We start from the raw sequence: 23,517 nt of genomic DNA on the forward strand, positions 1-23,517 counted from the left end.
TTGATGTAACTTGAGTTCAGACGTGTGCCATTCCGATCCTCAGTCCTCAGTCCTCAAACCTCAGCCCTCAGACCTCAGACCTCAGCCCTCAGCCCTCAGCCCTCAGACCTCAGACCTCAGACCTCAGACCTCAAACCTCAGTCCTCAGCCCTCAAACCTCAGTCCTCAGACCTCAGTCCTCAAACCTCAGTCCTCAGCCCTCAGACCTCAGACCTCAGCCCTCAGTCCTCAAACCTCAGTCCTCAGCCCTCAGACCTCAGACCTCAGCCCTCAGCCCTCAAACCTCAGTCCTCAAACCTCAGTCCTCAGCCCTCAGTCCTCAAACCTCAAACCTCAGCCCTCAGTCCTCAGTCCTCAGCCCTAATACCTCAGTCCTCAGCCCTAATACCTCAGTCCTCAGCCCTCAGTCCTAAAAATGCGGAACCCGGGACTTGAACCCGGAAGTCCTTGCGAACACTAGAACCTGAATCTAGCGCGTCTGCCAATTCCGCCAGTTCCGCTTATCTTGATTTAGATCACCGATTTACCATTATGCAACAAATTCTATAATTTGTCAACTCCTTTGCTCCGGAAAAGTGAACCGATACAAGGTACAATGCTTCATCGAGTGACAATGAAGATAGATCGCTAATCTAGACATTTGAAATCTTTCCTGTAGAATCAAAACCAAATTTAAAAAAATGCCACCCTATTCCGTGAAATTTGGAGGATAGACCTATTAACCCCCCTCTCAGCCTGACCGATACCTACTCTCTGCCCGAAGAAGACAAGTCCGTCCTGCACATTTGGGGTAGAGCTTCCCTGCAAGGGCACGTCAAGATTAGCGGCGCAAAGAACGCGGCACTAGCAATCATGGCAGGAGCCTTGCTGTGTCCTCAAGATTGCCGAATCCGTAACGTTCCCTCGCTTGTCGATGTCAAGCGCATGGGTCAAATTCTGTCGTCCCTAGACGTGAAGCTGGAATGGAATGGCGACATTCTCGACATCAACGCTAGCCACATTGGACAATCAAAAGCGCCCTACGAGTTAGTTTCTCAGCTACGAGCCAGTTTCTTTATCGTTGGCCCGATGCTGGCGCGACTGGGTGTAGCAAGAGTGCCACTACCTGGCGGTTGTGCTATCGGTGCCAGACCCGTCGATCTTCACGTCCGAGGTTTGCGGGACATGGGGGCAGATGTACAAATCGATCATGGGATGGTAAATGCCTATGTGACTGGGGGCAATCGAAGGTTAAAGGGAGCAAAAATTTATCTGGACTATCCCAGTGTTGGTGCGACAGAGACACTGATGATGGCGGCAACCCTAGCCGAGGGAGAAACAACCCTAGAAAACGCCGCCCAAGAGCCAGAAGTCGTGGATCTGGCTAATTTTTGCAAAGCGATGGGAGCGCGGATTCGCGGTGCAGGCACCAATACAATTGTGATTTCTGGCGTCCCCAGCTTACATTCTGTGGACTACAGCATCATTCCCGACCGGATTGAGGCGGGGACATTGCTCGTTGCAGGGGCGATTACCCATTCAGAACTGAGTCTGTCCCCGATCGTTCCAGACCATCTCACGGCTGTGATTGCCAAGCTGCGGGAAATTGGGGCGACGGTACTCGAAGAAGCGCCCAACCGCCTGCGGATTATCGGAGGGCAAACACACGGGGCAACAGATATTGAAACATTGCCCTATCCTGGTTTCCCCACAGATATGCAGGCGCAGTTTATGGCTTTGCTGACCCTCAGTGAAGGGGACAGCGTGATTAGCGAAACGGTGTTTGAAAACCGATTGCGTCATGTGGCAGAGTTGAATCGCATGGGTGCAGACATTCGCGTGAAAGGCAATCATGCAATCGTGCGGGGAGTGCCAATGTTATCGGGGGCACCTGTACTGGCTACTGATTTACGTGCTTCGGCGGCGCTAGTTCTGGCAGCGCTGGCGGCAGAGGGAAAAACGACAATTCAGGGATTGCAGCATCTAGATCGGGGTTACGAAAAGCTGGAGGATAAACTGCGGAAGCTGGGAGCTAAACTACAGCGGGTGCAGGATGATGACAGTTTGCCAGTTGAAGGTTTAAAGGTTGAAGATAACAACCTGCCAGTTGAAGGTTTGAAGGTTGAAAGTTGAAGGGAGGGTAAATAGGTAACAGGTAGAGTGATGAGTGATGAGTGATGAGGTATTAACTCAAAACTCAAAACTCAAAACTCAAAACGATTACCTTTTTCCCAATTATTTATTCCTTCACAATTTCCGTCAGCGCTGGTTTTAGGGTCGAATACTGATATTCAAAACTTTGGGACAGGGTGCGTTTTGGAAGAACTTGTTGCCCTTCCAAAACGACTTGGGCACCATCTCCCAAGAGACCTTCTAAAACAAAGCCGGGAACTGGCAGCCAGGAGGGTCGATTTAAAACTTCCCCCAAAGTTTGAGCCAATTCGTTCATCCGGACTGGATTCGGAGCTGTACCGTTTAGGGCACCTTCGATTTCTGGGTGGCTGAGTGCAAATAAGATCAGATTCACCAAATCGTCTCGGTGAATCCAGGAGAACCACTGACGCCCTGTACCAATGGGGCCACCGGCAAACATTTTGAAGGGGGGAAGCATTTTGGCAAGTGCCCCTCCCATTCCTAGGACAATTCCAGTTCGCACAATTACCAGTCGCGTGCCGCTGTCTTTGACTTTTTGGGCTTCTGTTTCCCACTCTTTGCAGACAGTGCTGAGAAAATCGTTACCGGCTGAGCTGGTTTCATCAAAGGCAGCCGTTTCGCTGGTGCCGTAGTAGCCAATTGCAGAAGAATTAACCAAGACAGAGGGCTTGGGATTCGCTTGGTTAATCGCTTCTACAATTTTTTGCGTCCCTATCTTACGGCTATTTAGGATCGTCTGCTTTTGTTCTGGAGTCCAGCGCTTTTCCGCAATCGGTTCTCCCGCTAGATTCACCACAGCATCGCATCCAGCAATGGACTGTTGCCAGGAGCCTGATTCAGTGGGGGTATAAGGAATGATTTCGAGATTGGGATAGGTGTTGGCAAGAAAGACTTGCTTCGCTTTAGCGGGGTTACGGCTGAAAACCAATATTTGATTTCCTTGAGCGTGTAGTCGTTCTACCAGCCGAGAGCCGACAAATCCAGTTGCTCCTGTAATGGCTACTTTCATGCTTCTGTCGTTGCCTCGCTAGCGGGGGATTTTTTAGTGTCGTAAGCCATACCATTTACCTCAGCATAGCGATTCATAAACCGCATGAATCGCTCCCAGTGGTCTTCTCGCTGAATTTCAAATTCACAGTCCAGCCGCTGAAAGTTATCCCCTTCAGGCCCGCTGAAAACAAATTTTACAGAAGAAGGCTCAACGCTTATTTCACCTTCTTCATCCGTTAACCGCAGCGCATTAGAAAATTTATTTTTAAAGCTGTTGAATTTTTCTATGGCTTTCAGCTCTTTAAATGTCATCAATACACTACGGACTCCAGAACTGCGATTCCGTCGTAGGCTGACGTTACTGATTTCTTCAGGAATTCCTTCAAAAAATTGAATTAAGGGTGTATTAGAAGTCATGCACAAAATTAATGAAACTCATAAAGTAGTATACAAAAGTTAAACGCCTTCTGAGCGTTGACTCGGTGAGCTAGTGAGTTTAGGAGCGATCGCCTAAAATATTTTTAGCAAGTTGTAGGTGAAAGTGTACTAAGACTGACATCCAAAGTACGGAATTTCAAACCAACTTTTGCCTAACCAGATTTTGAGCAAGTAGCAATAAATTTATTAATTACATATGGTGGAGTGAGATTAAGCTGTATGAATCCCTGTCAGGGATTAAAATAAGCGGTTTTTCAAGCTATTTGCTCAATCATTGTCTTTCCTGTTTGTTTATCCTCCTAGTCTTAACCATCCAAACACATCCCCTACCGTTAACCGCAGTTCTGTTAACAAGTCTGGAACGGGTAGCACGTCGGCTGCTTCCTGCAACAATTCTGGTTGTTGTCCGGGAGGGTAGACTAGCACGGAGCGTTCCTCTGGATCGAGCAGCCAGCCTAATTTGCTACCGTGTTTGAGGCAGTGCAGGATATTTCCGGTTACTTTAGTCTGGCTTGGTTCTGGAGAGAGAATTTCAATTGTCCAATCTGGAGCAGCCTGGAATACATTAGCAACATCCCCATTCTCATCAAGGGGGATTCTATCCCAAGCAAACACCGCCACATCTGGCACGATTGCTCGTCCGCCAAAGGTACACCGTAATTCCGGAAAGGCTAAGGCAATTCGCTTAGCTTCAACTACCTCGTTAATAGCAGTGACTAGCTTTCCTTGTAACTTACTGGGCTTCCCCTGCGGCATTGGTTTTTGGATAATTTTACCGTTGATGTATTCACTGGCTGGTTTAGTTTCTGGTAATTTCAGAAACTCCTCTAGAGTCAGTGTTTTAGTAGGTGTTTGTACCATAAGCGATCGCCTTCTACCTCTGCTATCACCTTTGCGGTAATCGAAAATTTCTCTACTCGTACAGTTTCACTCCCCGAATTGACAAATCCAACAACTCTACGGGATGCATGATGGGAATTGCCTTTTCTTGAAGTTCTAAATGCTTGCTAATTTGGATCGTACAACCGGGATTCGCAGACGCAATTAATTCAGCACCTGTATTGAGAAGGTTCTCAACTTTTTGCTTACCCAATTCTCCAGCAACTTCAGGTTGCAACATATTATAAACCCCAGCACTGCCACAACACAAAGCTGCATCAATAGGTTCCCGCAGTTGGACGCCTGGAATTTGTCGTAATAATTGGCGCGGTTGCAAACTAATTTTTTGCCCATGCAATAAATGACAGGCATCTTGATAAACCAAAGTCAGTGGTTTATCAGAAAGCGGGGAAAGTTTCGCAGTTATTCCTGCTTCGTAAAGAAACTCTTGAGCGTCTTTCACTTGAGCGGCAAATTTTACGGCTTTCTCTTGATAATCAGGGTCATCTTGGAGGAGGTGTCCGTATTCTTTTAGAGTATGACCGCAACCCGCAGCATTGATGATGATGGCATCAACATTTGTACCTTCAAAACTATCAATCATTTGGCGAGCGATCGCTTTTGCTTGTTCTTCCTGTCCTTGGTGATGCGGCAATGCAGCACAACATCCCTGAGTCTTTGGAATCACGACTTCACAGCCATTGGCGGTTAATACCCGCACCGTTGCTTCATTTACCTTTGAAAAGAATAGACGTTGCACGCAGCCCAAAATAACGCCCACCCGATAGCGTTTCTCACCCTCAGCCGGAATCAACTCTGGTAGGGTGTCTACAAAGCTACTGGGAGTAATTTCTGGCAGATTTGATTCCATCGCCGCCAAGCGAGGAGAAAGGCGCTGGAGTAATCCGGTCGAACGAACTAATTTTTGCCAGCCTAATTTCTGATAGACCATCAGAGGCACCAGCAAAACTCGCAGCCGATTGGGATAAGGAAATAGCGAAAAAATAAGTTTCCGATACAACTTGTCTGGCAAACTGCGCGAATAATTACGTTCAATTTGGGGGCGCATGGCAGTAATCAACTTGTCATACTGCACGCCAGAAGGACAGGTTGTGACACAGGCAAGACATCCCAAGCAAGAGTCAAAATGTTGCACTGTGGCAGTATTCAGAGGAATCTCACCTTTATTGATAGCATCCATGAGATAAATTCTGCCTCTGGGAGAATCCATCTCTTTGCCAATCACCCGATAGCTGGGACAAGTAGAAAGACAAAAACCGCAGTGAACGCAGCTATCAATTAACTTGGGATCTGGGGGATGATCGTTATCAAATCCGTTAATTTTAATCGGGTTTGAATCATCTAAATTTGTCAAAGAATTCTCTGATGTTTGCATGGATGGGTGTAATCTTCCCTACTTTTTAGGCGGTATTTTCGGCGATGAAAGCGCTTTGTTCACATTCCACCGACAAAACGATTTGGACTTAAAATATTTTCTGGATCAAATTGCGTTTTGATTTTCTGCATTAAATCCAGGGCATTGCCGGTATAACCCCAGACATCTAGTTGCTGCTTCAAGGAGATAGGCGCTTCCAGAATCGTCAGAAACCCACCGTGAGATTCACAGAGCGATCGCATCTGTTGTAAAAACGCGATCGCTGTTTTCTCTCCAACATCACCATTGCACCGCAATAGCCCCAACCCACTCCCAGCATGAATCAGACACATCACCGATGGGACGTGGATTTGCAGATGAGTCAAAATGGTAGCGGCGGCAGTCGGTAATACTCCTATTTTGCAAGCGATCGCTGCCTCTGTGTGGGATGTCCACATTTGTTCTTGTAACTTCTGCCATAACTCAGCCTCATCGGCATCTGAATACAGGACACCCTGTAAACCCAGATGCTGCCCCACTTCCAACCATCGAGCGCCCTGTTCCTTCACACTCGGCGATATACTTTGAAAGCGAGCGATCGCCCCAATTCCCTCCCCTAACCCTAAACTAGCCACGATCTGAGTTGATAGCAAGTCAACAGCCGTGGGCGTCAAGGCTGAAGCTAGCAAAGTTTTGGTTGCTGCGGCAATTCCTTCGGCTGTGCCAGTCAGCACTACGGTTGCAGATGCCTCAGGCAGGGGATAAACCCGAAACGTAACTTGACTGACAATCCCTAGGGTTCCAAAAGAGCCGGTGAATAGCTTCATCATGTCGTAACCGGCAACATTTTTTACCACCCGACCCCCAGCTTTGGCAATTTGACCATCGGTGCGGACAAAAGAAAGACCCAGTAGCATATCCCGAACTCCGCCATAGCGTTGTCGCAAGGAGCCGCCCCAAGCTGTCGCCACAATGCCGCCAATAGTGGCGTCTTTTGGATAAGCTGGATCTAGAGCAAGAAATTGACTTTGTTGCGCTAAAATCTTTTGCAGTTCGGCAAATTTCATGCCTGCTTCCACCGTAACGGTTAAGTCGCCAACCGCATGAGCGATTAAGCGATTGAGGCGTTCGGTACTGACAACCAAATTGACCCCATCTACCAATCCGCCCCAATCCAGTTTGCTGGCGCTGCCACAGGGTAAGACGCCCCATCGTTGCTGGTAGGCACAAGCCATAACCTGAGCGAGTTCTTCCTCCGTGTGGGGATAAACAATGCAATTAAGGGTGGTTCCCGGTGCAATTGCTTGAGATATTTGTGCTTTTCGGGTGCCTTCTATCTGTTCCCACTGAACAATGCCGGAGCTGGAGAGGAGACTTTCAAGTTTTTGGGCTACGCTATTCATTGCTTAAAAAATCATCTGTGCGATCGCACTCAGGTGGACATGAACACTAGCAAAACATAAGCACGGCACGCAAGTAGCACTCAATTCTCGGCGTAACATCATTTAATTATTTAGTTACAAATTTATTTTTTTTCCATCTCAGGATAGATGTAACACTTCATACTGGTATTTAAGGGATCTATTTCTCTCTCTAGACAGGTTTAATTGAATGGTTCGACGAAAGAATATACCGACATTACAGCAAGCAGGAAGGACGGGGACAACCCGACCTTACGATAGAGAAAACTTGCTAAATCGAATTACGACGCGAATTCGCCAATCTTTAGAGCTACAAGAGATATTGGCGACAACAGCGCGGGAAATTCGTTCCTTTTTAGACATGGATCGGGTCAAAATTTACCGATTTCATCCGGATGCCAGTGGCGAAGTGATTGCCGAATCTATAAATGGCGATCGCTTACCCTCTATGATGGGGCTGCGGTTTCCAGCGGAGGACATTCCTCCCCATGCTCGTGAGTTGTTTGTCAAAGTCCGCCAGCGAGTCATTATCGATGTCGTTTCTAGGCAGAAAACTCAAGAGCAGTTAGATTGTCTATCAACCGGCAGAAATCTAGCAACTAGAGATATCCGCTATTCCCCAGTCGATCCTTGCCACGTCGAATATCTGACGACGATGGGGGTGAGGGCTTCTCTAGCCGTGCCAATCCTGCATCAAAACAGCTTGTGGGGGTTGTTGGTGTGTCACCACGTGTCCCAGCGAAAACTTAGCGAACAAGAGTTGCAAATTGTCCAGCTGCTGGTGGATCAGGTGTCAATTGCGATCGCTCAGTCCCATCTTCTCCAAACCGCACGCGAACAAGCTCAGCATGAGTCAACGATCAACCAAATCAGCAGTCTGCTCCACTCCCCATTAAAAATTTCCGAAATTCGGCAGACCGTTTTAGAAAAAACCGTTAACGCCTTACAGGGTGACGCTGGCAGATTGTATATTACAGCAGATACAACTGGTCAACCTGCTCAACTTTATACCTCTGGCAAGCAGCCAATCCTGCCTTGGATTGAAGAAACTCCCTTTTGGCAACAAATTATCTCCGGGAAACCGAGAAGCGTCAGCATCCCAGGCAGTGCTACTGCAAACCATTACAAAGACAACAATCAAGCCGTCAGTCATCAGAATCTTATCCAGGAATCTTCTGACTCCTGGTTTCTAGAGTCAGAATTTAACCCTCAAAACCATATCCTTGAATCTTCGCGCCACCGCTACGGAGCAGCTAGCGAAATATCAAATTTTAAAAGTCAAAATTTTCTCTACACCATTCCCGATTTATATCAAGAACCACAACTAAAGTATTTAGCCTCTGCTTTCAAGCCAACGACCATTCGCTCTATTTTAATCGTGCCTCTGACATATCATCAGCAATGCGTAGGGTGTCTCACCATCTTCCGCCATGAGATGAATACAGAAACCCTATGGGCAGGGCGTCAGAATTCCGACGAACGCAACGTGCGCCCCCGCCAGTCATTTGAAGCATGGCGAGAAATCACCCAAGGACAAGCTAAAGAGTGGACGCAAGAAGAACTCAAGCTGGCTCAAGCTGTGGGAACCCACCTCTACATGGCAGTAATGCAAAGGCGGGTAGAGGATACAATCCGACATCAGGCGTCTCATGACCTCTTAACTGGTTTGCCCAACCGACTGCTATTCAATGACCGGCTTTCTCTGGCACTAGCAAGCACTCATCTGAATCGCGGCGATATGCTGGCGGTGGTGTTTCTCGACCTGGATGGCTTCAAAACGATTAACGACACTCTCGGTCATGCCGTAGGCGACCTGCTGCTGCAAGGTGCGGCTCGACGCATCGCAGACTGTCTGCGAGAAAGCGACATTGTTGCTCGTTGGGGTGGGGATGAATTCACCATTATGCTGTCCCCAATCACTTGTCTGGAAGATGTTACCAAGATTGCGAAAAGAATTCTGGGTTCCCTAAACGTTCCTTTTCATTTTGACGATGTAGAGACATATCATGATAGCTCTTTACACATCAAGGCGAGTTTGGGGATTGCTTTAGCTCCTTATGATGGGGAAGATGTAGAAACGCTGTTAAAAAACGCCGATGCGGCGATGTACAGAGCCAAGCAACAAGGTCGCAATAATTACCAGCTATATACACCAGCCCTGGGGGCAAAAGCGCTAGAACGACTGAGGTTAGAAAACAGACTTTACAAAGCCTTAGAACGCGAGGAATTTCTGTTACATTACCAGCCGCAAGTAGACTTAAAAACAGGTCAAATTGTGGGCATGGAAGCGCTGATTCGGTGGCAATCTCCAGAACTAGGATTAATTCCACCTTATCAATTTATTCCCCTTGCAGAAGAAACGGGTTTGATCTGTCCGATTGGAGAATGGGTTTTGCGGACAGCTTGCATGCAAAATCGTCTTTGGCAATTACTTGGCTTGCCGCCAATCCGGGTTGCCGTGAATCTTTCAGGGCGTCAAGTTCAGCAACCCAATTTAGTAAAAGTTGTTAAGCAAGTTCTGGCTGAAACTGAGTTGGAACCTCGTTATCTGGAACTCGAAATTACTGAAAGCATTGCGATGCAGGATGTGGAATGGACAATTTCTGTGTTGCAGAAGTTGCAGGATCTGGGAATTCACATTTCAATGGATGATTTTGGGACGGGTTATTCTTCACTGAGCTATCTAAAACACTTTCCGCTCAATACGCTAAAAATCGATCGCTCATTTATTCGCGATCTGATGACGGATACTCATGATGCTGCGATTATCAAGGCAGTCATGGCACTGGGTCATGGACTCAATTTAAAAGTGATTGCTGAGGGTGTTGAAACAGTAGAACAATTGGATTTTTTGTACTCAGTTCAGTGTGATGGCTTGCAGGGTTATCTGTTTAGTCCCCCGGTTCCGGCGGAAGCGGCAACAGAGCTTGTTAAATCTAAGAGGTTAAAAAATAAAAGTTAGAAATTATCAATTTGTAGGACAGGGCGATGCTCTCAATGATTTTGGTGTACGCTAACGCGAAGAGCTGCTTATAGGATGTTTGAAAAGTTGTATTGGCATCAATACGGTTCGGTTAAAAATAATTGTAGGTTGGGTTTCGTTCCTCAACCCAACAAAACATAAGCATTTGTTGGGTAACGTTGCCTCAACCATTCCCTACGCGAACTAACGCGAAGAGCCGCGTCTAGCCGCATACGCTAACGCGATCGCGTCCCTCTTTTTTCGCTTGATACAGCGCCTCATCGGCTGCTGTAATCAGCGCTGCCGGTGAAGACGTTAAACTGGGAACCATGCTGGCGACACCCAGACTCAGCGTGACGTATGGGCTGACTGGTGAGTGGACGTGGACAATCTCTAAGCTTTTCACCATTGAACGGATCGACTCGGCGATGTAACCGGCACCCGCAGAGGGAGTGTTGGGCAAAATTAGGGCAAACTCCTCGCCTCCATAACGGGCAACTAGATCGCTTGAGCGCTTCAGCATCAAACGAATCGCACCAGCAACCTGTCGCAAACAGCTATCTCCAGCTTGATGACCGTAGGTATCGTTGTAGATTTTAAAACAGTCAATATCGCAGAAAATCAGCGAAATCGGCGCTTGTTCTCGTGCCAGCCGCCGCCACTCTTGGGCTAGATATTCGTCAAACCTGCGCCGATTCGCCACCTGAGTTAAGCCATCCAGAGAAGCGATGCACTGCAACTCCCGGTTGGCTTCCTCCAGCTGTTTGAAGAGGGAAGACTGCTGAATTGCGATCGCTAACCCGACGGACAATTGTTGCAACAACTTAATTTCATACGGCTCCCAGTGACGAGATCCAGAGCATTGATGGACGCAGAGTATCCCCCATAAATGAATTTTGGCAGATGGATTCGATAAAGGGGGACGCAAAGGGGCGGCATTTTGGGTTTTGGATTCATTCTTCCCTTCTCGGTTTCCCCCTCCCTGTTCCCGAATCAAGATTGGCACCATCAAATTTGCCTGAATTCCTGCTCCTGCCAGTAACTTCACGTAACTCGCAGGCAGATCCGCTTGGTAAATATCATCCACCGCCGACACATACCCGGTGGTTTGAAACTTTTGGATATATTCCGCCTCAAAGCAGGGGTCATACAGCGAGACATCCAGAATAGATTCACCACCGGGTGCGACAGATTCGACGACAAAGCAGGCACCGCGAGGATCGAGCCGATAAAGAGCAACTCGTTCCGCTTGCAGAAAGTTTCGCACCTCCGCAACCGCTGTGTTGAGGATTTCGTTCAAATGCAACGATTGGCGGATGCGCCCTTGTATCCTCCCTAGCAAGCGCTCCCGCTCAATAGAAGAGTGCAATGCCTCCTCCGTTCGCGTCCGTTCGGTAATGTCAAGAAAGCTCCACACCCTGCCAATGATTTGTTCGCCGAGTCGGTGCGGTGTGGAGTAGCGCTCAAAGATTTTCCCATTTTTTAATTCCAGAATGTCGTCTGCCTTGGCTTCTGGTTGCCTGGAAAGTTCCCAAACCCGTCTCAGATAGGCTTCTGGCTCTTTAAGCTGGTTTTTAAGAAAGATTAGTCGTTTGTCAGCGCGAGGTGAGCCTATCAGGTCTTCTGGAACCTGCCACATCTGAAGAAATTTCTGATTGTAAGTGACAATATCTCCTTCCAGGCTCACTGCCACGATGCCGTCCGCAGTTGATTCAAGCGTGGCGCGAAGCAGAGAAAGCGATTTCTCAACTTTCTCCTCTGCGGCTTTACGCTCTGTGATATCAACGTAAGCGATCGCAACACCATAATCTTTGAGAGGAATGGGAATAGCAGTAACGTTAATCCAGGTTATTTCATCCTGGTCGTTCACAATTCCCATTTCTCGATTTTCAATCACTTTATTTTCTTTTAATGCTCGAACGCTAGCAAATTCTTCCGGTGGCATTGGGGTGCCATCCGGTCGAACGATGCGCCATTCTTTGCTGTCACAGCTTCTTGTTTTATGTTTTTCAGTGGATAAACCGAGAATCTTTTCTGAAGCTTGATTAGCTTCAATAATATTGCCGTTTTTATCGGTAATGCAAATGCCAATTGGAAAACGTTGAAAAATAACTTTGTATTTTTCTTGACTTTCTCTTAACTCGGTTTCTGCCTGCTGGCGCTGGCTAATATTGCACGAAACGGCGATGATTTCTTGCACTGCACCCGTATCCGGATGGCGGATAGTTCGGAGCGTAGTTTTTAACCAGATGTAATAACCTTGCCGATGACGAATCCGGTAGCTAACTGTGCCGATTTCTGGAAAGTTTAGCTGGGTTGAATGTTCTCTTAAAGTAACAGTGTCATTCTGAGCAAATTGCTCCATCACTACCAAATCTTGCGGGTGGCAAAATTCAAGCACCGAGTGTCCCAGGAGTTCATCCGGCTCATATCCCAGTAAAATACTGCATACAGGTGAAACGTAAAGATAAACACCTTCCGGAGTGTGAGTGGAAATCATGTCGGTGCAGTTTTCTGCCAGCAATCGGTAACGAGCTTCCCTCTCAGGCAATTCTAAGTTTGAATAGCCGAAGAAGTTTTCCGGTTTCGGGTTATAGCGATCGCTAACGACTGGCATCAGACTGGTTGGCGTCATGATTCCTACCAGTTGACCGGATTCGTCCTGTACAATCAACAGATGGCGAATCTGATGGTGGCGAAACAGTCGGCTGATGGTTTGGATATCTTGTACTTGGGATTCGTTGAGGGTGATGAGTGGCTGGTTCATCAGTGCAGCGATCGCTACACCTTGAATGTCCCTACCTAAAGCCGTAACTTGAACTAAGTCCCGTTCTGTAAAAATTCCGATCGGGGTTTGTGTTGCTACTTGTGTTGGTTCTTCCGCCGTTACCTGCTGTTGCTCTACCACGATGACACAGCTAGCCTGTGCCCGACTCATCAATGCGATCGCCTCTGTGGCTAGCGTGTCTGGAGTCACTGTCAGAGGGTTACGATCAATTGCTTGATGGAGCGGTAAAGCGTAAGGGTCGAGCATAGAGAATATATTATTAGTTTCTTTAATAAAATTAACCATTTTTATTAATTATCTTAAATCTAAATTGAACAAAGCGCGATCCCTTTGGTGTGTAACACGGTAGGTAGTAAGCATAGGAGTAGCTCTTCAATCACCCCTGACTAGGCGGCTAAGGCTTTACAGACAGCTTTTTAAGCGATGCAACAATTGTATTTTGTAATAAAAAAACTAGCTAGCTAAAAATCCTCACCGAATAGAAGGGCGAAGTCATTAACATTCTTTATCAACTTTCTAGGCAAAAACCGGACGAGACAGCAATTTACTTCTAAAAAAAGTCTAAAATCTGCTGCCAAGGGTGCCTCTAAACAGAACCGGATTTGCTCAAAGGTTAGCGCGATCCGTCGCACTTGCCAACGCTATAGCAGTCCTAAATGATTCGTGAAGGCGAGATACCCGACTTCTCTTACGAAGTCGGGTATCTAAACCGCTGGCATCTCACAACTCAAATAGGATTGCTATATCTAATTAGAAAATAAAAACATCAAACAATAAAATTAATCCTTTAATTTGCTAAATTTGCTAATATATTGCAGTTGTTGTCTTGCTTAAAAGAACGATCTAGTCTAGAGAGAGGTATTCAGTCCTGGGCTTGGTCAATTAAACTGAAGGCGCATTGCTGAATGCCGACGGCTAAACACATATCCAAATCTAGAGAATTCAAAAATCCTAAAATGTTTGACTTTCTTAATCCAATCCTAAAGCGTCATCCAGAACGCAACAAAGCCAACGTTGAAATCTATACTTGGCAAACTTGTCCCTTTTGTATCAGAGCAAAGATGTTGCTCTGGTGGAAGGGCGTCAACTTTACCGAATATAAAATTGATGGTGATGAGGCAGCCAGAGCTAAGATGGCTGAGCGTGCCAACGGGAGTCGAAGCGTGCCGCAGATTTTCATCAATGAGCAGCACATTGGTGGAAGCGATGACCTCTATCAGCTGAATACAGACGGAAAATTAGACCCCCTACTGGCTCAACCCGCCATTTAAGGCTAAAATTAGCCAGCACAGGCGAGTTTAGTTTGTATAGCCGGTACGGGCACTAGCATGGCTATGGAAATTCCGCCACCAGGAATTGAGGACTCTGCGTACCTAGTTCACCGACAATGGATGAGTCGAGCGCTAGAACTTGCCGAGAAGGCGGGTGATGCTGGGGAAGTGCCAGTGGGAGCAGTGATTGTTAGTGCAGATGGTAACTTGATTGCAGAGGGTGAAAATCGCAAAGAGCGCGATCAAGACCCGACTGCCCACGCCGAAATTTTAGCTCTTAGAGCTGCTGGGCAAGCAATGCAGAACTGGCACCTTAACCAATGCACCCTCTACGTTACCCTAGAACCTTGCCCCATGTGCGCCGGTGCGATCGCGCTAGCACGTCTGCGGCTTCTCGTTTACGGTGTGGACGATCCAAAAACTGGCGCGATTCGTACCGTTGCCAATATTCCAGATAGTGCTGGCTCTAACCACCGCTTGCCAGTCATCAGTGGTATCTTAGAGTCTGCCTGCCGCCAACATCTGCAATCCTGGTTTGCCCAGCGGCGCTTAAAAAGTCAAAAGTAAAAAGGCAAAAGGCAAAACAAAAGAATTGCTCTTATTATGTTTACTTTTACTCTGCTAATGACAGCATGAGAACTGTCCTTCTAGTAGAAGACAGATGCCGTAATCATACATAAGCTGGAATTATGGATGCTGTGAGAAGTTTTATTCGTGATGACTCAGTTCGACCCCTCTGAACAAACGATAGAGACACCAAAACCTGTCAAGGTAGTTCCTGTTACTTCCCGTGTTTTACCTTGGCTAGCTTCCTTAGGCTATAAGCTGACGAAATATCTTGTCATACCGTTTTATTTTGGTAAAGCCGAAGTCACCGGACAAGAGAATATCCCCGCTACCGGGCCGGTGATTCTGGCTCCGACCCATCGCGCCCGCTGGGATGCGTTTGTCGTGCCTCACGCCGCTGGACGACCTGTGACGGGTCGTGACCTGCGGTTTATGGTGTCAGCGGATGAAATGAAAGGGTTGCAAGGGTGGTTCATCAGCCGCATGGGAGGGTTTCCAGTGGATACTCGAAATCCGGGAGTTGGCACTTTTCGTCATGGCGTCGAAGTTCTCCGCCAGGGAGAAGTGCTGGTCATCTTCCCAGAGGGCGGCATCTACCAGGATAAGCGCGTTCACCCCCTCAAGTCGGGTTTGGCTCGAATTGCCTTGCAAGTGGAATCCAGCCAACCAGAATTGGATGTCAAAATTGTGCCCATCAGCGTCCGTTACGGCAGCCCGGTGCCGCATTGGGGCTGCGGTATCAAAGTTCACATTGGTTCGCCGATCTCAGTAGCGAATTATTGCAGCAATACGCCAAAACAAAGTGCGAAAAAACTAACCGCCGATTTAGAAGCTGCGCTTAAACAGATAGATGGATGCGAAGTAGAAGAGGTGGATACGCTCTGTGCTGCTCCCCCCTTAGAGAAAGTATCGGGCGCTCAGTCATCGTTTTAAAATCTCTATCGCAATTCTCATTCATTCGCGAACAAAAGCTTTTAGGTAATTGGTAATGGGTAATTGGAGAGAACCCATTACTGATTACGGTTGCCGCTATTTCTATACATCAATTCGGATTGCTTGCTATAGACAATCCCATTTAAGTAGAGACGCGATATGTCGTGTCTCTACAGAGTTTCACGAATCATCTAGAGCGTCAGTCAATTACGGTATTGATCGGGACTTACGCAAAGCTTATACATATAGAGTTTTGTAGGAGCAATCCCCTGTGGTTGCCCCCACATGTGGTGATGTTGCGTAAGTCCTGTTGATAAAAGTCAACTTAAGCCCTGGCGACTGGAAGTTGCGGCTACGCCAACCCCCCTTACCCCCCTTCAAGAAGAAGAGGGGCAGAAGTTGCTTCGCATTTATAAACTAAGCCCGCCTGACGCGGACTAAAGAAAAATCATGAGTTTTGAACTGGAGAAGGCAGGTGCGAGTCTGTATAGCTGCGGTTTCAACCGCCAAGCCAATCTTAAGTGGACACCAATGGGCACGGCAGTGCAGTGCCCTACTCAGACGCCCAAGGTTAATTCCCAGCTGTTCAAAGTCCCAGTATCCATCTGGGCATAATCCACCACCCACAACTGCCAGACGCCTGCTGCGGGTTTGTTGAGGAGTTGCTTGAGTGCGGGGGTATTTTGCAGCGTGTAGGTGGCTTGCAATTGAGTTGTAGAACCCAGCGTGCGACCTTGCAACAGCACCGTAATCCCGTTAGGACTTCTCAAACTAACCTCGATATCCCCTAGAAACTCGTGTTGAATGTTGACGCTGACTTGGATATCTCGTAGGGGGCTGGCGTTAGTCGCGTTAATTGCGCTGGTAACACCTTGGGAGTTGTAGTCGGGAATGGGGACGAGGTTGTCATTGCGTCCTTGCAAAACTTGGGAGGCTTGCGATGGTTGGACGCGCTGCTGTTGGGCAGCTTGAACAGCTTTAAAAGCATTGACTTTGCCATAGCCGAACCACTGAGAGAAACCGTTCGCATCGTAACTGCCCAATCGAAAAGTCAATTGGGGGTCGGAGTCGGGGTCAACTACTTTGTCAGCGGTTTGTTGCAGAATTTGCCTGACTTCTTTTGCAGTTAAATCGGGATTGGCTGACAGAATCAGGGCAGCGACGCCTGCGACAACGGGACAAGCACTGGAGGTGCCGCCGAAGTCACTGGTGAAGTTGTTGCTGTCGTATCCAGCTGCCCCTAGTCGGTCAGTGGTAAAGATGCCCAATCCTGGCAGCAATGCTCTGACTTCGGGGGCGGTACTGACATAGCCGGTTTGTTCAAACCACATTCCTGGCGGCGCATTATTGCTGGGGGCACAGACAGAGACGTTGGTTCCCCAGTTACTGTAGGCAGATTTTTTGTTGAGGCTGGTACAAGCAGAAACCGCGATCGCATCTGGATGAACGGTGAAACCACCCAGCCACTGGGTAGGACCTTTTAACAGGTTATTAGGCCATCCCTGCTCGTTAATCGTGCCGCTGATAGGACGATTCGCATTCCCAGCAGCAAAGACGATGACACAGCCTTTACCGTCCCGTCCTTGGGTCGCGGCACGAGTTAGGGCGGCGCGTTGCCGCAGGGAGAGGGGGAAGTAGACGGCTGCTGGCCCCCAGCTACAGGAAATGACCGCAGCACCGTTGTTGATCGCCCAGTCAAATAGTTGTTCGATGGCTTCGTCATCTAGATAGCCAGTGGTGCGGAGGGGCATCAGGGCACAGCCAGGGGCGACTCCCACAATGCCGGTGCCGGTTTCTTCTGCCACTGCAACCCCAGCACAAGCGGTTCCGTGGTTTTCATTATCGTCTCCAGGTAGCGGCAAGAAGTCTTGTTCTTTGAAGTCTTTAGGGGCAACAATTTTGCCAGTTCCCTGAAAATCCGGGTGGTTGAGGTCGAAGCCATCATCTGCCACTGCGACAACGATGGAACGGATGCCTCTGGTGATATCCCAAGCTTTCTCAACCGAAATGTGAGAACCGGCTGCCATCTGAGATCCGCCAAGGTTGTTGAGATACCATTGCTTGGAATATAGGGAATCTTTGGGTCGGTAGTGCTTTTCTTGTCGCACGACGATGTTGGGTTCGGCGGTGAGTACCTCTTTTCGCCCGATTAAGCGGTTGGCAATTTTGATGGGATTTTCCTGTGCTTGCGGACTGACCTCGAAGACGAAGGTGTTGGGAATCCCGCTGACAGGTCGCAGCAATTGTAAGCCAAATAAAGATGCGATCGCTCTTTGGGTTTCCTCATCCACCAGCGGGGCAAATTGAATTGTCACCTGATCCGTTAGGTAAATTAACGTCTGCGGATTCTCTTTGAGTTTATAGACATGACTGGCAAAGGCGACATCCTCTGATTCTCGTGCCGCCTGCATGGCTTCGTCTCGCTGGGATGGGTCAACAATAAATTCTTGTAGGGGAGGGGTCATCCCGCTTCTACCGGGAATTTCCTGGTGCGCTTGGGCGGGAATTGTTAGCGCGAACTCCTCAGATGTAGCGTCGGAGGTGGCGGGGCGAACCGTGAAGCGATCGCTCACTTTCTCCAGCGCCAGTTCTTCACCCCCCCGCTGTAAAATACGACCCACACTTTCTTCTGGCACACCACCCGCAGATTGGTAATTAGTCATTGAGCAAAATACGATGTTTAATTTTTACTTTCTATTGTCTATTACCAATTTTTATTCCTATCAATTAATCGGCAATTCAACTAAAAAACAGGTTTTTTTAGATGTACTTTCAACTTTAATAGATCCTCCTAAATAAGCTACCAATTTTTGGACGAGTGCTAGTCCTAAACCAGTCCCGCCATGCTTCCACGGGTCATTACTCGGAATGCGGTAGAACTTATCAAAGATACGGGAAAGTTCATTCGTGGGAATCTCGATCCCAGAATTGCTCACTTCGATCTGAAGCTTTTCCGATTTAACATAAACAGCTACCGTAATCTTTTCTTCTGGTGGAGTATACTTACAAGCATTATTCAGCAATTCGGTGAGGATACGTGCCAAACTGAATGGATCCGAAACAAGAAGAGGCAGTTCTTCGGGAATGTTTACTTGTAATATTTGCTGGTATTTTTGAGTTCGCTGTTCAAAAGGTTCTACGATATGGGGAATCCAGTCTTGTAAGTGAATACTTGTCTTTTCTAAAGGATGCGCCCCTGCATTGAGTTGCTGTAATTGCAGTAGATCGTTAATTAGGTTCATTTCTCGGTTGCACTCATCATTCAGCAACTCGAAATAGCGATAAATTGGGTGATCTTCGACCTTTTGACTGGTTATCTCATCATACCAATCGCATTGTTTTTCCATAATAACTTCCAACATTTGAATTGCCATTTTCATGTTGGATACCGGGGTGCGTAATTCGTGAGAAACCGTACTTAAAAAATCATCTTTGAGTTGATTGAGTTTTTCTAATTCATTTACTTGAGCCAGTGAAGCTTGGTAAAGTCGGGCTTGACGAATAGCGATCGCGCATTGATTAGCGACCTGTTGTAATAAACGAATCTCTAGTTCGTTAAAAATATATCCCCGATCGTTTAATAACCACAGATCGCCCAAAACCCCTTGGTTATCAAAAATAGGACAAGCCAAGACTGAAGATTGACCGGAAATCGGCTGAATTGGGTTGGGACCTAGTTTGCAAAATTGCAGATACTTTCCTTGCAACAGTTGGGAGTAAATCGCCGGATTACTTGCCATTTGGATTTCGCTTCCCTCAGCTGAAGGCATTGAGAGCGTGTACTCATAGCAAACCGTGGAAGTAGCCCCATTGATGTCATACAATGCCGTATCGCAATACTTAACTCCCAGCACTTGTGCTAATTCTTGCACGGCTGTTTGCAAAATGTGGCTTTCATCGAGGCTGTCGCGCACTTTATCAGTAATTCGTTTGAGCATCGCTTCAAATTTGAGAGCTTGCTGCAACTGAGCGGTGCGTTCCTGTACCTGGTGTTCGAGGTTTGTGTTGAGCTGCTGCACCTGATGGTAAAGTTCAGATTGTTGAATGGCGATCGCTACCTGGGTTGCCAACGAACAGAGAAAATCTATCTCCCACTGTTGCCATTGCCGAGGTTGCGAACAGTGATGAGCAATCAACAGTCCCCATAACTCAGTGCTATCCGTGCTGAGGGCTAAAGACTGGGGGCTTCCCGGCTCCCCTTCCTCAGTCCTGAGTCCTTTCACCTCAGTCCTGTTTTGCAGGATGGGTACCACCAAATTAGCTTTGACTTGAAACTGAGACAATAAATCGATGTGACACTGTCTCAAACCGGCTGTGTAAATATCCGCCGTGGCGCTGATACGACCGTGTTTGTAAAGCTCGACATAATTTTGAGTAAAGCACGGATCTAAAAGTGTTTTCCCTAAGATCGGAGTCCAAGGCTCATCTACAGATTCCACCTCCACGACGCCACTCCAATCCGGATTGAAGCGATAAATAATCACTCGGTCGGAGGCAAGAAATTGCCGCACCTCGCTGGCTGTAGTATTGAGAATTTCTTCCAAGTTCAGAGATTGGCGGATGCGCTCTAACATCGCTCCCATTAGCCGTTGTCGCTGATTTTGCTGTCGCAATTCTTCCGCTGCTCGACTCGCCTGGAGGAGACGGCGCACCCGTTGGCGCAGCACTGCCCAGTGTACCGGCTTAGTGACATAATCGGTGGCACCTGCCTCAAACGCCTGATTGACGGATTCTCGGTCGTCAAGGCTGGTAATGATTAAAACAGGTGTGCGATCGCCTTGAGGAAGGGATTTTAACTGGCTACAGCAAGCAAAACCATCCAGAATCGGCATCAACGCATCTAGCAAAACAATGTCTGGATGCAGGCTTGTGTAGGCAGCTAAGCCTTCCTCTCCATCACTTGCCTCTGCCACCTTGTAGCCTTCGTGTTCCATCATGCCGCGCAGCTGCATCCGCGTGAATCTGTCGTCGTCAACAATCAGGACGAGGTAGGAATCTGGTTCAGTGCAAGTAATCTTCATCGCTGATTTGATTGTGCTGCCATCTGCAAAGCCGCCTTAACGGTTTCAGACTCTGTTTCGATCTGTACAACAATTTTGGATGCACCAGCAATTTCTCCAGCCCGACTCATCGCTTCGAGCTGTTTACACAAAGTAGCCAGTTGTATTGCACCAAGAGCAGCACTGCTGGCTTTTAAGGTATGAGATGCTTGCCTAAGCGCGATCGCATCTTGGTTACTCGCTGCTGTCCCGATTGCTTGCAGCAGTTTGGGAGCATCTTCTAAATAGCAATTAATCAATTGAGTCAATAAATTTGAGGCGTTACCTCCCACTGTTTTAGCAAATGATTGCAGGGTATTGGCATCAATAGGACTACTGAATGATAATGTTGCGTCACTACCCTGTCCGGACTCAGTGTGGAGTAAAGTAGTGGCTTCGCCCTCTGTTGTGTTGTCTCCCCCACTTCCCTGCACCTCTGCACCTCTGCACCTCTGCAAAGCCTGAACTAACTCTTCCTTTCGGATCGGCTTGCTGATATAGTCGTCCATGCCAGCTTCCAGACACGCTTGGCGATCGCCTTGCATGACATTAGCCGTCATAGCAATAATCCAAGGTTTTGTAGGGCAGGCATCCCCTCTACCATCGGTTGCCAACCCTTCTTGGCAGATGCCACGACTCGCCTCTAACCCATCCATTTCTGGCATCTGCACATCCATCAGCACCAGATCGTAGGATTGACGCCGCAAGGCTTCCAGCACTTCTAGACCATTGTCAACAACATCGGCTTGATATCCCAACTGTTGCAGTAAGTGCAAAGCCACCTTCTGGTTCACCCGATTGTCCTCGGCTACAAGAATTCGCAAGGGGAGAGCTTCGGCAAGGTGGGGCTGAAGCTCAGGTAAAGTAAAGGGCGGGCGCTGCACCTTGATCGGCTCTCGTGCCAACAGACCACTCAAGGTATTGTAAAGCTGAGATTGTTTAATCGGCTTATTCAGGAAGGCTGCAAATTTTACTCGCTCTAACTGTTTTTCCCCCGGTTCTTTGCCAAACGTAGTCAACATCACCACGGGTAATGCCTCAGCGTTAGGTAATGAGCGAATTTCTGTCGCTAGGCTCAAGGCATCCATCCCTAGCATTTGCCTATCTAGAATCGCCATATCAAAACGCTCACCTTGACGAAGCCAGCCTAAAGCCTGGGCACCCGATTCAGTTGCCTTCGTCATCATCCCCCAAGATTGGGCTTGCAAAATCAAAATCTGGCGGCTGGTAGCATTTTCATCCACAATTAACAGCCGTTTTCCAGCTAACTGCGGCTGGACAGCATCGAGTTCAACCAGTGGACAGCCAGGAAAAGATCGGGCGATGACGGTGAAATGAAAAGTGGAGCCGTGTCCAACTTCACTTTCAACCCACATCTGACCCCCCATCATTTCACTCAAGCGTTTGCTAATCGCCAGTCCCAACCCCGTGCCCCCATATTGACGGCTGGTAGAGGAATCAACTTGGCTAAACGACTTAAACAGGCGATTCATTCGGTCTGAAGGAATACCAATTCCGGTATCTTTGACGGAAAATTGGATTTGGTAACAGGTATTTGGTAATGAATAAGGAGGAATGGGTGATTGGTTTTCTTGCCAGTTACTGATTGCCGATTCCCGATTAACCATTACTTCTTTTGCCGTTACTGAAACCACTACTTCCCCGGCAGAAGTGAATTTAATTGCATTACTCAGCAGATTCACCAGAATTTGGCGCAGTCTGATTTCATCTCCCAGCACTATGCTGGGGGTTCCTGTCTCGATTTGGTAAGCGAGTTCTAAGCCTTTTTCATAAGCACGGGGAGCGAGTAAATCTAAGGCAGCTTCAATGCAATCTAACAAGCTTAAAGGTTGTTCTTCTAATTCCAGCTTGCCGGACTCGATTTTGGAGAAGTCGAGAATGTCGTTAATGATTGTCAGTAAGGAATCGCCACTGCTACAAATTATCTCGACAAAGTTCCGTTGCTGGAACGTTAGTTCTGTATTCAACAGTAGTCCCGCCATCCCAATGACTCCGTTCATCGGAGTCCGGATTTCATGGCTCATCATTGCCAGAAATTCACTTTTGGCTCTGGTTGCTTCCAGTGCTGCCATTCGCCGGACAACTTCAGATTGTACGGCTTTTTGAGCGGCGAGTCGCAGTTCCAATTCATCAAGGACAATGGCGGCTAAGTCTGTGAGAGTTGCCTTTTCTGCCTCGGTCACTTGACGGGGTTGATAGTCGATTACACAGATAGTTCCTAAGTTGAAACCATCGCGTGTCTGCAAGGGGGCTGCTGCGTAAAAACGAAGTCCAAATTCCCCAGCTACTAAGGAGTTTGCTAACGTGCGGGGGTCTACTTTGGCATCCAGAACGGTGTAAACTTCTTCTTGCAAAATCGCACTGGCACAGAGTCCGAGTTCGGGTCCAATTTGCTGAACTTCTAGCCCATGATGAGATTTAAACCAGATTCGGTCATGGTCAACGATGCTAATAATGGAAATCGGGACGTTGAAAAACCGGGTTGCTAGGGCTGTGATTCGGTCAAAGGCTCCATCCGGTGGTGTGTCAAGAATGTCGTAGCGGCGCACTGCGGTGAGTCGTTCGGCTTCATTGGAGGAAATCATGGTTTTATAAATAAATTATCATCAGTAATTGTCTGGCTAACATACCTGCGGGTAGACGCCATTCTCATCCTTGATTGCATTCTTGTCATTTTTCAATTTATAATTTTTATTTTTA

Annotated in this window: 15 protein-coding genes and 1 tRNA gene; 6 read left to right on the forward strand and 10 right to left on the reverse strand. The window is 47.7% G+C overall.

The window, feature by feature from the left end; all coding sequences use genetic code 11:
• Window positions 1-24 precede the first annotated feature (24 nt).
• Window positions 25-435 (forward strand): hypothetical protein, encoded by a 411-nt coding sequence (locus AC2VDX_RS13990; RefSeq protein WP_486928181.1) that lies wholly within the window; start codon window positions 25-27, stop codon window positions 433-435.
• Here AC2VDX_RS13990 and AC2VDX_RS13995 read toward each other — a convergent pair.
• Window positions 417-500, reverse strand: a tRNA-Leu gene (locus AC2VDX_RS13995). The genes AC2VDX_RS13990 and AC2VDX_RS13995 overlap by 19 nt on opposite strands.
• Before the next feature lie 202 nt (window positions 501-702).
• On the opposite strand from AC2VDX_RS13995, the gene murA reads away from it, so the two are divergent.
• Window positions 703-2,112, forward strand: a complete 1,410-nt coding sequence (murA, locus tag AC2VDX_RS14000; protein WP_378181707.1) for a UDP-N-acetylglucosamine 1-carboxyvinyltransferase — start codon at window positions 703-705, stop codon at window positions 2,110-2,112.
• A gap of 106 nt (window positions 2,113-2,218) precedes the next feature.
• Here the strand turns inward: murA and thyD are convergent, their stop codons facing one another.
• The 5 genes from thyD to AC2VDX_RS14025 form a co-directional block, all read right to left on the reverse strand.
• Complete coding sequence (thyD, locus tag AC2VDX_RS14005) at window positions 2,219-3,142, reverse strand: thylakoid membrane protein ThyD (RefSeq protein ID WP_378181710.1); 924 nt, start codon at window positions 3,140-3,142, stop codon at window positions 2,219-2,221.
• Window positions 3,139-3,540, reverse strand: coding sequence for a photosystem II reaction center protein Psb28 (psb28, locus tag AC2VDX_RS14010; RefSeq protein WP_378181713.1), 402 nt, complete (start codon window positions 3,538-3,540; stop codon window positions 3,139-3,141). The genes thyD and psb28 overlap by 4 nt, the downstream gene beginning before the upstream one ends.
• Before the next feature lie 312 nt (window positions 3,541-3,852).
• Window positions 3,853-4,422: a Uma2 family endonuclease gene (locus AC2VDX_RS14015; protein WP_378181716.1), complete on the reverse strand. Its 570-nt coding sequence runs from the start codon at window positions 4,420-4,422 to the stop codon at window positions 3,853-3,855.
• A 52-nt stretch (window positions 4,423-4,474) separates the two neighbouring features.
• Window positions 4,475-5,836: a (Fe-S)-binding protein gene (locus AC2VDX_RS14020; RefSeq protein ID WP_378181719.1), complete on the reverse strand. Its 1,362-nt coding sequence runs from the start codon at window positions 5,834-5,836 to the stop codon at window positions 4,475-4,477.
• A gap of 59 nt (window positions 5,837-5,895) precedes the next feature.
• Window positions 5,896-7,218 carry an FAD-binding oxidoreductase gene (locus AC2VDX_RS14025; RefSeq protein ID WP_378181722.1) on the reverse strand — a complete coding sequence of 441 codons (1,323 nt, stop codon included), beginning with the start codon at window positions 7,216-7,218 and terminating at the stop codon, window positions 5,896-5,898.
• A 208-nt stretch (window positions 7,219-7,426) separates the two neighbouring features.
• On the opposite strand from AC2VDX_RS14025, the gene AC2VDX_RS14030 reads away from it, so the two are divergent.
• Complete coding sequence (locus tag AC2VDX_RS14030; RefSeq protein ID WP_378181725.1) at window positions 7,427-10,198, forward strand: bifunctional diguanylate cyclase/phosphodiesterase; 2,772 nt, start codon at window positions 7,427-7,429, stop codon at window positions 10,196-10,198.
• Window positions 10,199-10,421: 223 nt separating this feature from the next.
• On the opposite strand, the gene AC2VDX_RS14035 is transcribed toward AC2VDX_RS14030, so the two are convergent.
• The gene (locus AC2VDX_RS14035) at window positions 10,422-13,232 is read right to left on the reverse strand and encodes a diguanylate cyclase domain-containing protein (protein ID WP_486928182.1); all 2,811 of its coding nucleotides are present in this window, start codon (window positions 13,230-13,232) and stop codon (window positions 10,422-10,424) included.
• Between the two features lie 710 nt (window positions 13,233-13,942).
• Between AC2VDX_RS14035 and grxC the strand changes: the two genes are divergently transcribed.
• From grxC to AC2VDX_RS14050, 3 genes are all read left to right on the forward strand, one after another.
• The gene (grxC, locus tag AC2VDX_RS14040) at window positions 13,943-14,257 is read left to right on the forward strand and encodes a glutaredoxin 3 (RefSeq protein WP_378181731.1); all 315 of its coding nucleotides are present in this window, start codon (window positions 13,943-13,945) and stop codon (window positions 14,255-14,257) included.
• A 63-nt stretch (window positions 14,258-14,320) separates the two neighbouring features.
• Entirely contained in the window at window positions 14,321-14,824 is a 504-nt protein-coding gene (tadA, locus tag AC2VDX_RS14045; RefSeq protein ID WP_378181948.1) for a tRNA adenosine(34) deaminase TadA, read from the forward strand.
• Between the two features lie 150 nt (window positions 14,825-14,974).
• Window positions 14,975-15,757: a lysophospholipid acyltransferase family protein gene (locus AC2VDX_RS14050; RefSeq protein ID WP_378181734.1), complete on the forward strand. Its 783-nt coding sequence runs from the start codon at window positions 14,975-14,977 to the stop codon at window positions 15,755-15,757.
• Window positions 15,758-16,314: 557 nt separating this feature from the next.
• On the opposite strand, the gene AC2VDX_RS14055 is transcribed toward AC2VDX_RS14050, so the two are convergent.
• Genes AC2VDX_RS14055 through AC2VDX_RS14065 form a run of 3 tightly spaced genes read right to left on the reverse strand, consistent with a single transcriptional unit; the run spans window position 16,315 to window position 23,402 of the window.
• Window positions 16,315-18,420 carry a S8 family serine peptidase gene (locus tag AC2VDX_RS14055; protein WP_378181737.1) on the reverse strand — a complete coding sequence of 702 codons (2,106 nt, stop codon included), beginning with the start codon at window positions 18,418-18,420 and terminating at the stop codon, window positions 16,315-16,317.
• A gap of 60 nt (window positions 18,421-18,480) precedes the next feature.
• Entirely contained in the window at window positions 18,481-20,778 is a 2,298-nt protein-coding gene (locus tag AC2VDX_RS14060) for a GAF domain-containing protein (RefSeq protein ID WP_378181740.1), read from the reverse strand.
• Window positions 20,775-23,402 (reverse strand): GAF domain-containing hybrid sensor histidine kinase/response regulator, encoded by a 2,628-nt coding sequence (locus tag AC2VDX_RS14065; RefSeq protein WP_378181743.1) that lies wholly within the window; start codon window positions 23,400-23,402, stop codon window positions 20,775-20,777. The genes AC2VDX_RS14060 and AC2VDX_RS14065 overlap by 4 nt, the downstream gene beginning before the upstream one ends.
• Window positions 23,403-23,517: the final 115 nt, after the last annotated feature.

Source organism: Coleofasciculus sp. H7-1 (genome assembly GCF_057473865.1).

What these genes read in the sequence shown, in the direction of transcription:
- AC2VDX_RS14020 (WP_378181719.1), bottom strand. Translation starts at nt 5,836, where the DNA reads ATGCAAACATCAGAGAATTCTTTGACAAATTTAGATGATTCAAACCCG.
- AC2VDX_RS14065 (WP_378181743.1), bottom strand. Translation starts at nt 23,402, where the DNA reads ATGATTTCCTCCAATGAAGCCGAACGACTCACCGCAGTGCGCCGCTAC.
- AC2VDX_RS14060 (WP_378181740.1), bottom strand. Translation starts at nt 20,778, where the DNA reads ATGAAGATTACTTGCACTGAACCAGATTCCTACCTCGTCCTGATTGTT.
- AC2VDX_RS14015 (WP_378181716.1), bottom strand. Translation starts at nt 4,422, where the DNA reads ATGGTACAAACACCTACTAAAACACTGACTCTAGAGGAGTTTCTGAAA.
- grxC (WP_378181731.1), top strand. Translation starts at nt 13,943, where the DNA reads ATGTTTGACTTTCTTAATCCAATCCTAAAGCGTCATCCAGAACGCAAC.
- AC2VDX_RS14050 (WP_378181734.1), top strand. Translation starts at nt 14,975, where the DNA reads ATGACTCAGTTCGACCCCTCTGAACAAACGATAGAGACACCAAAACCT.
- AC2VDX_RS14025 (WP_378181722.1), bottom strand. Translation starts at nt 7,218, where the DNA reads ATGAATAGCGTAGCCCAAAAACTTGAAAGTCTCCTCTCCAGCTCCGGC.
- tadA (WP_378181948.1), top strand. Translation starts at nt 14,321, where the DNA reads ATGGAAATTCCGCCACCAGGAATTGAGGACTCTGCGTACCTAGTTCAC.
- AC2VDX_RS14055 (WP_378181737.1), bottom strand. Translation starts at nt 18,420, where the DNA reads ATGACTAATTACCAATCTGCGGGTGGTGTGCCAGAAGAAAGTGTGGGT.
- AC2VDX_RS14035 (WP_486928182.1), bottom strand. Translation starts at nt 13,232, where the DNA reads ATGCTCGACCCTTACGCTTTACCGCTCCATCAAGCAATTGATCGTAAC.
- AC2VDX_RS14030 (WP_378181725.1), top strand. Translation starts at nt 7,427, where the DNA reads ATGGTTCGACGAAAGAATATACCGACATTACAGCAAGCAGGAAGGACG.
- thyD (WP_378181710.1), bottom strand. Translation starts at nt 3,142, where the DNA reads ATGAAAGTAGCCATTACAGGAGCAACTGGATTTGTCGGCTCTCGGCTG.
- psb28 (WP_378181713.1), bottom strand. Translation starts at nt 3,540, where the DNA reads ATGACTTCTAATACACCCTTAATTCAATTTTTTGAAGGAATTCCTGAA.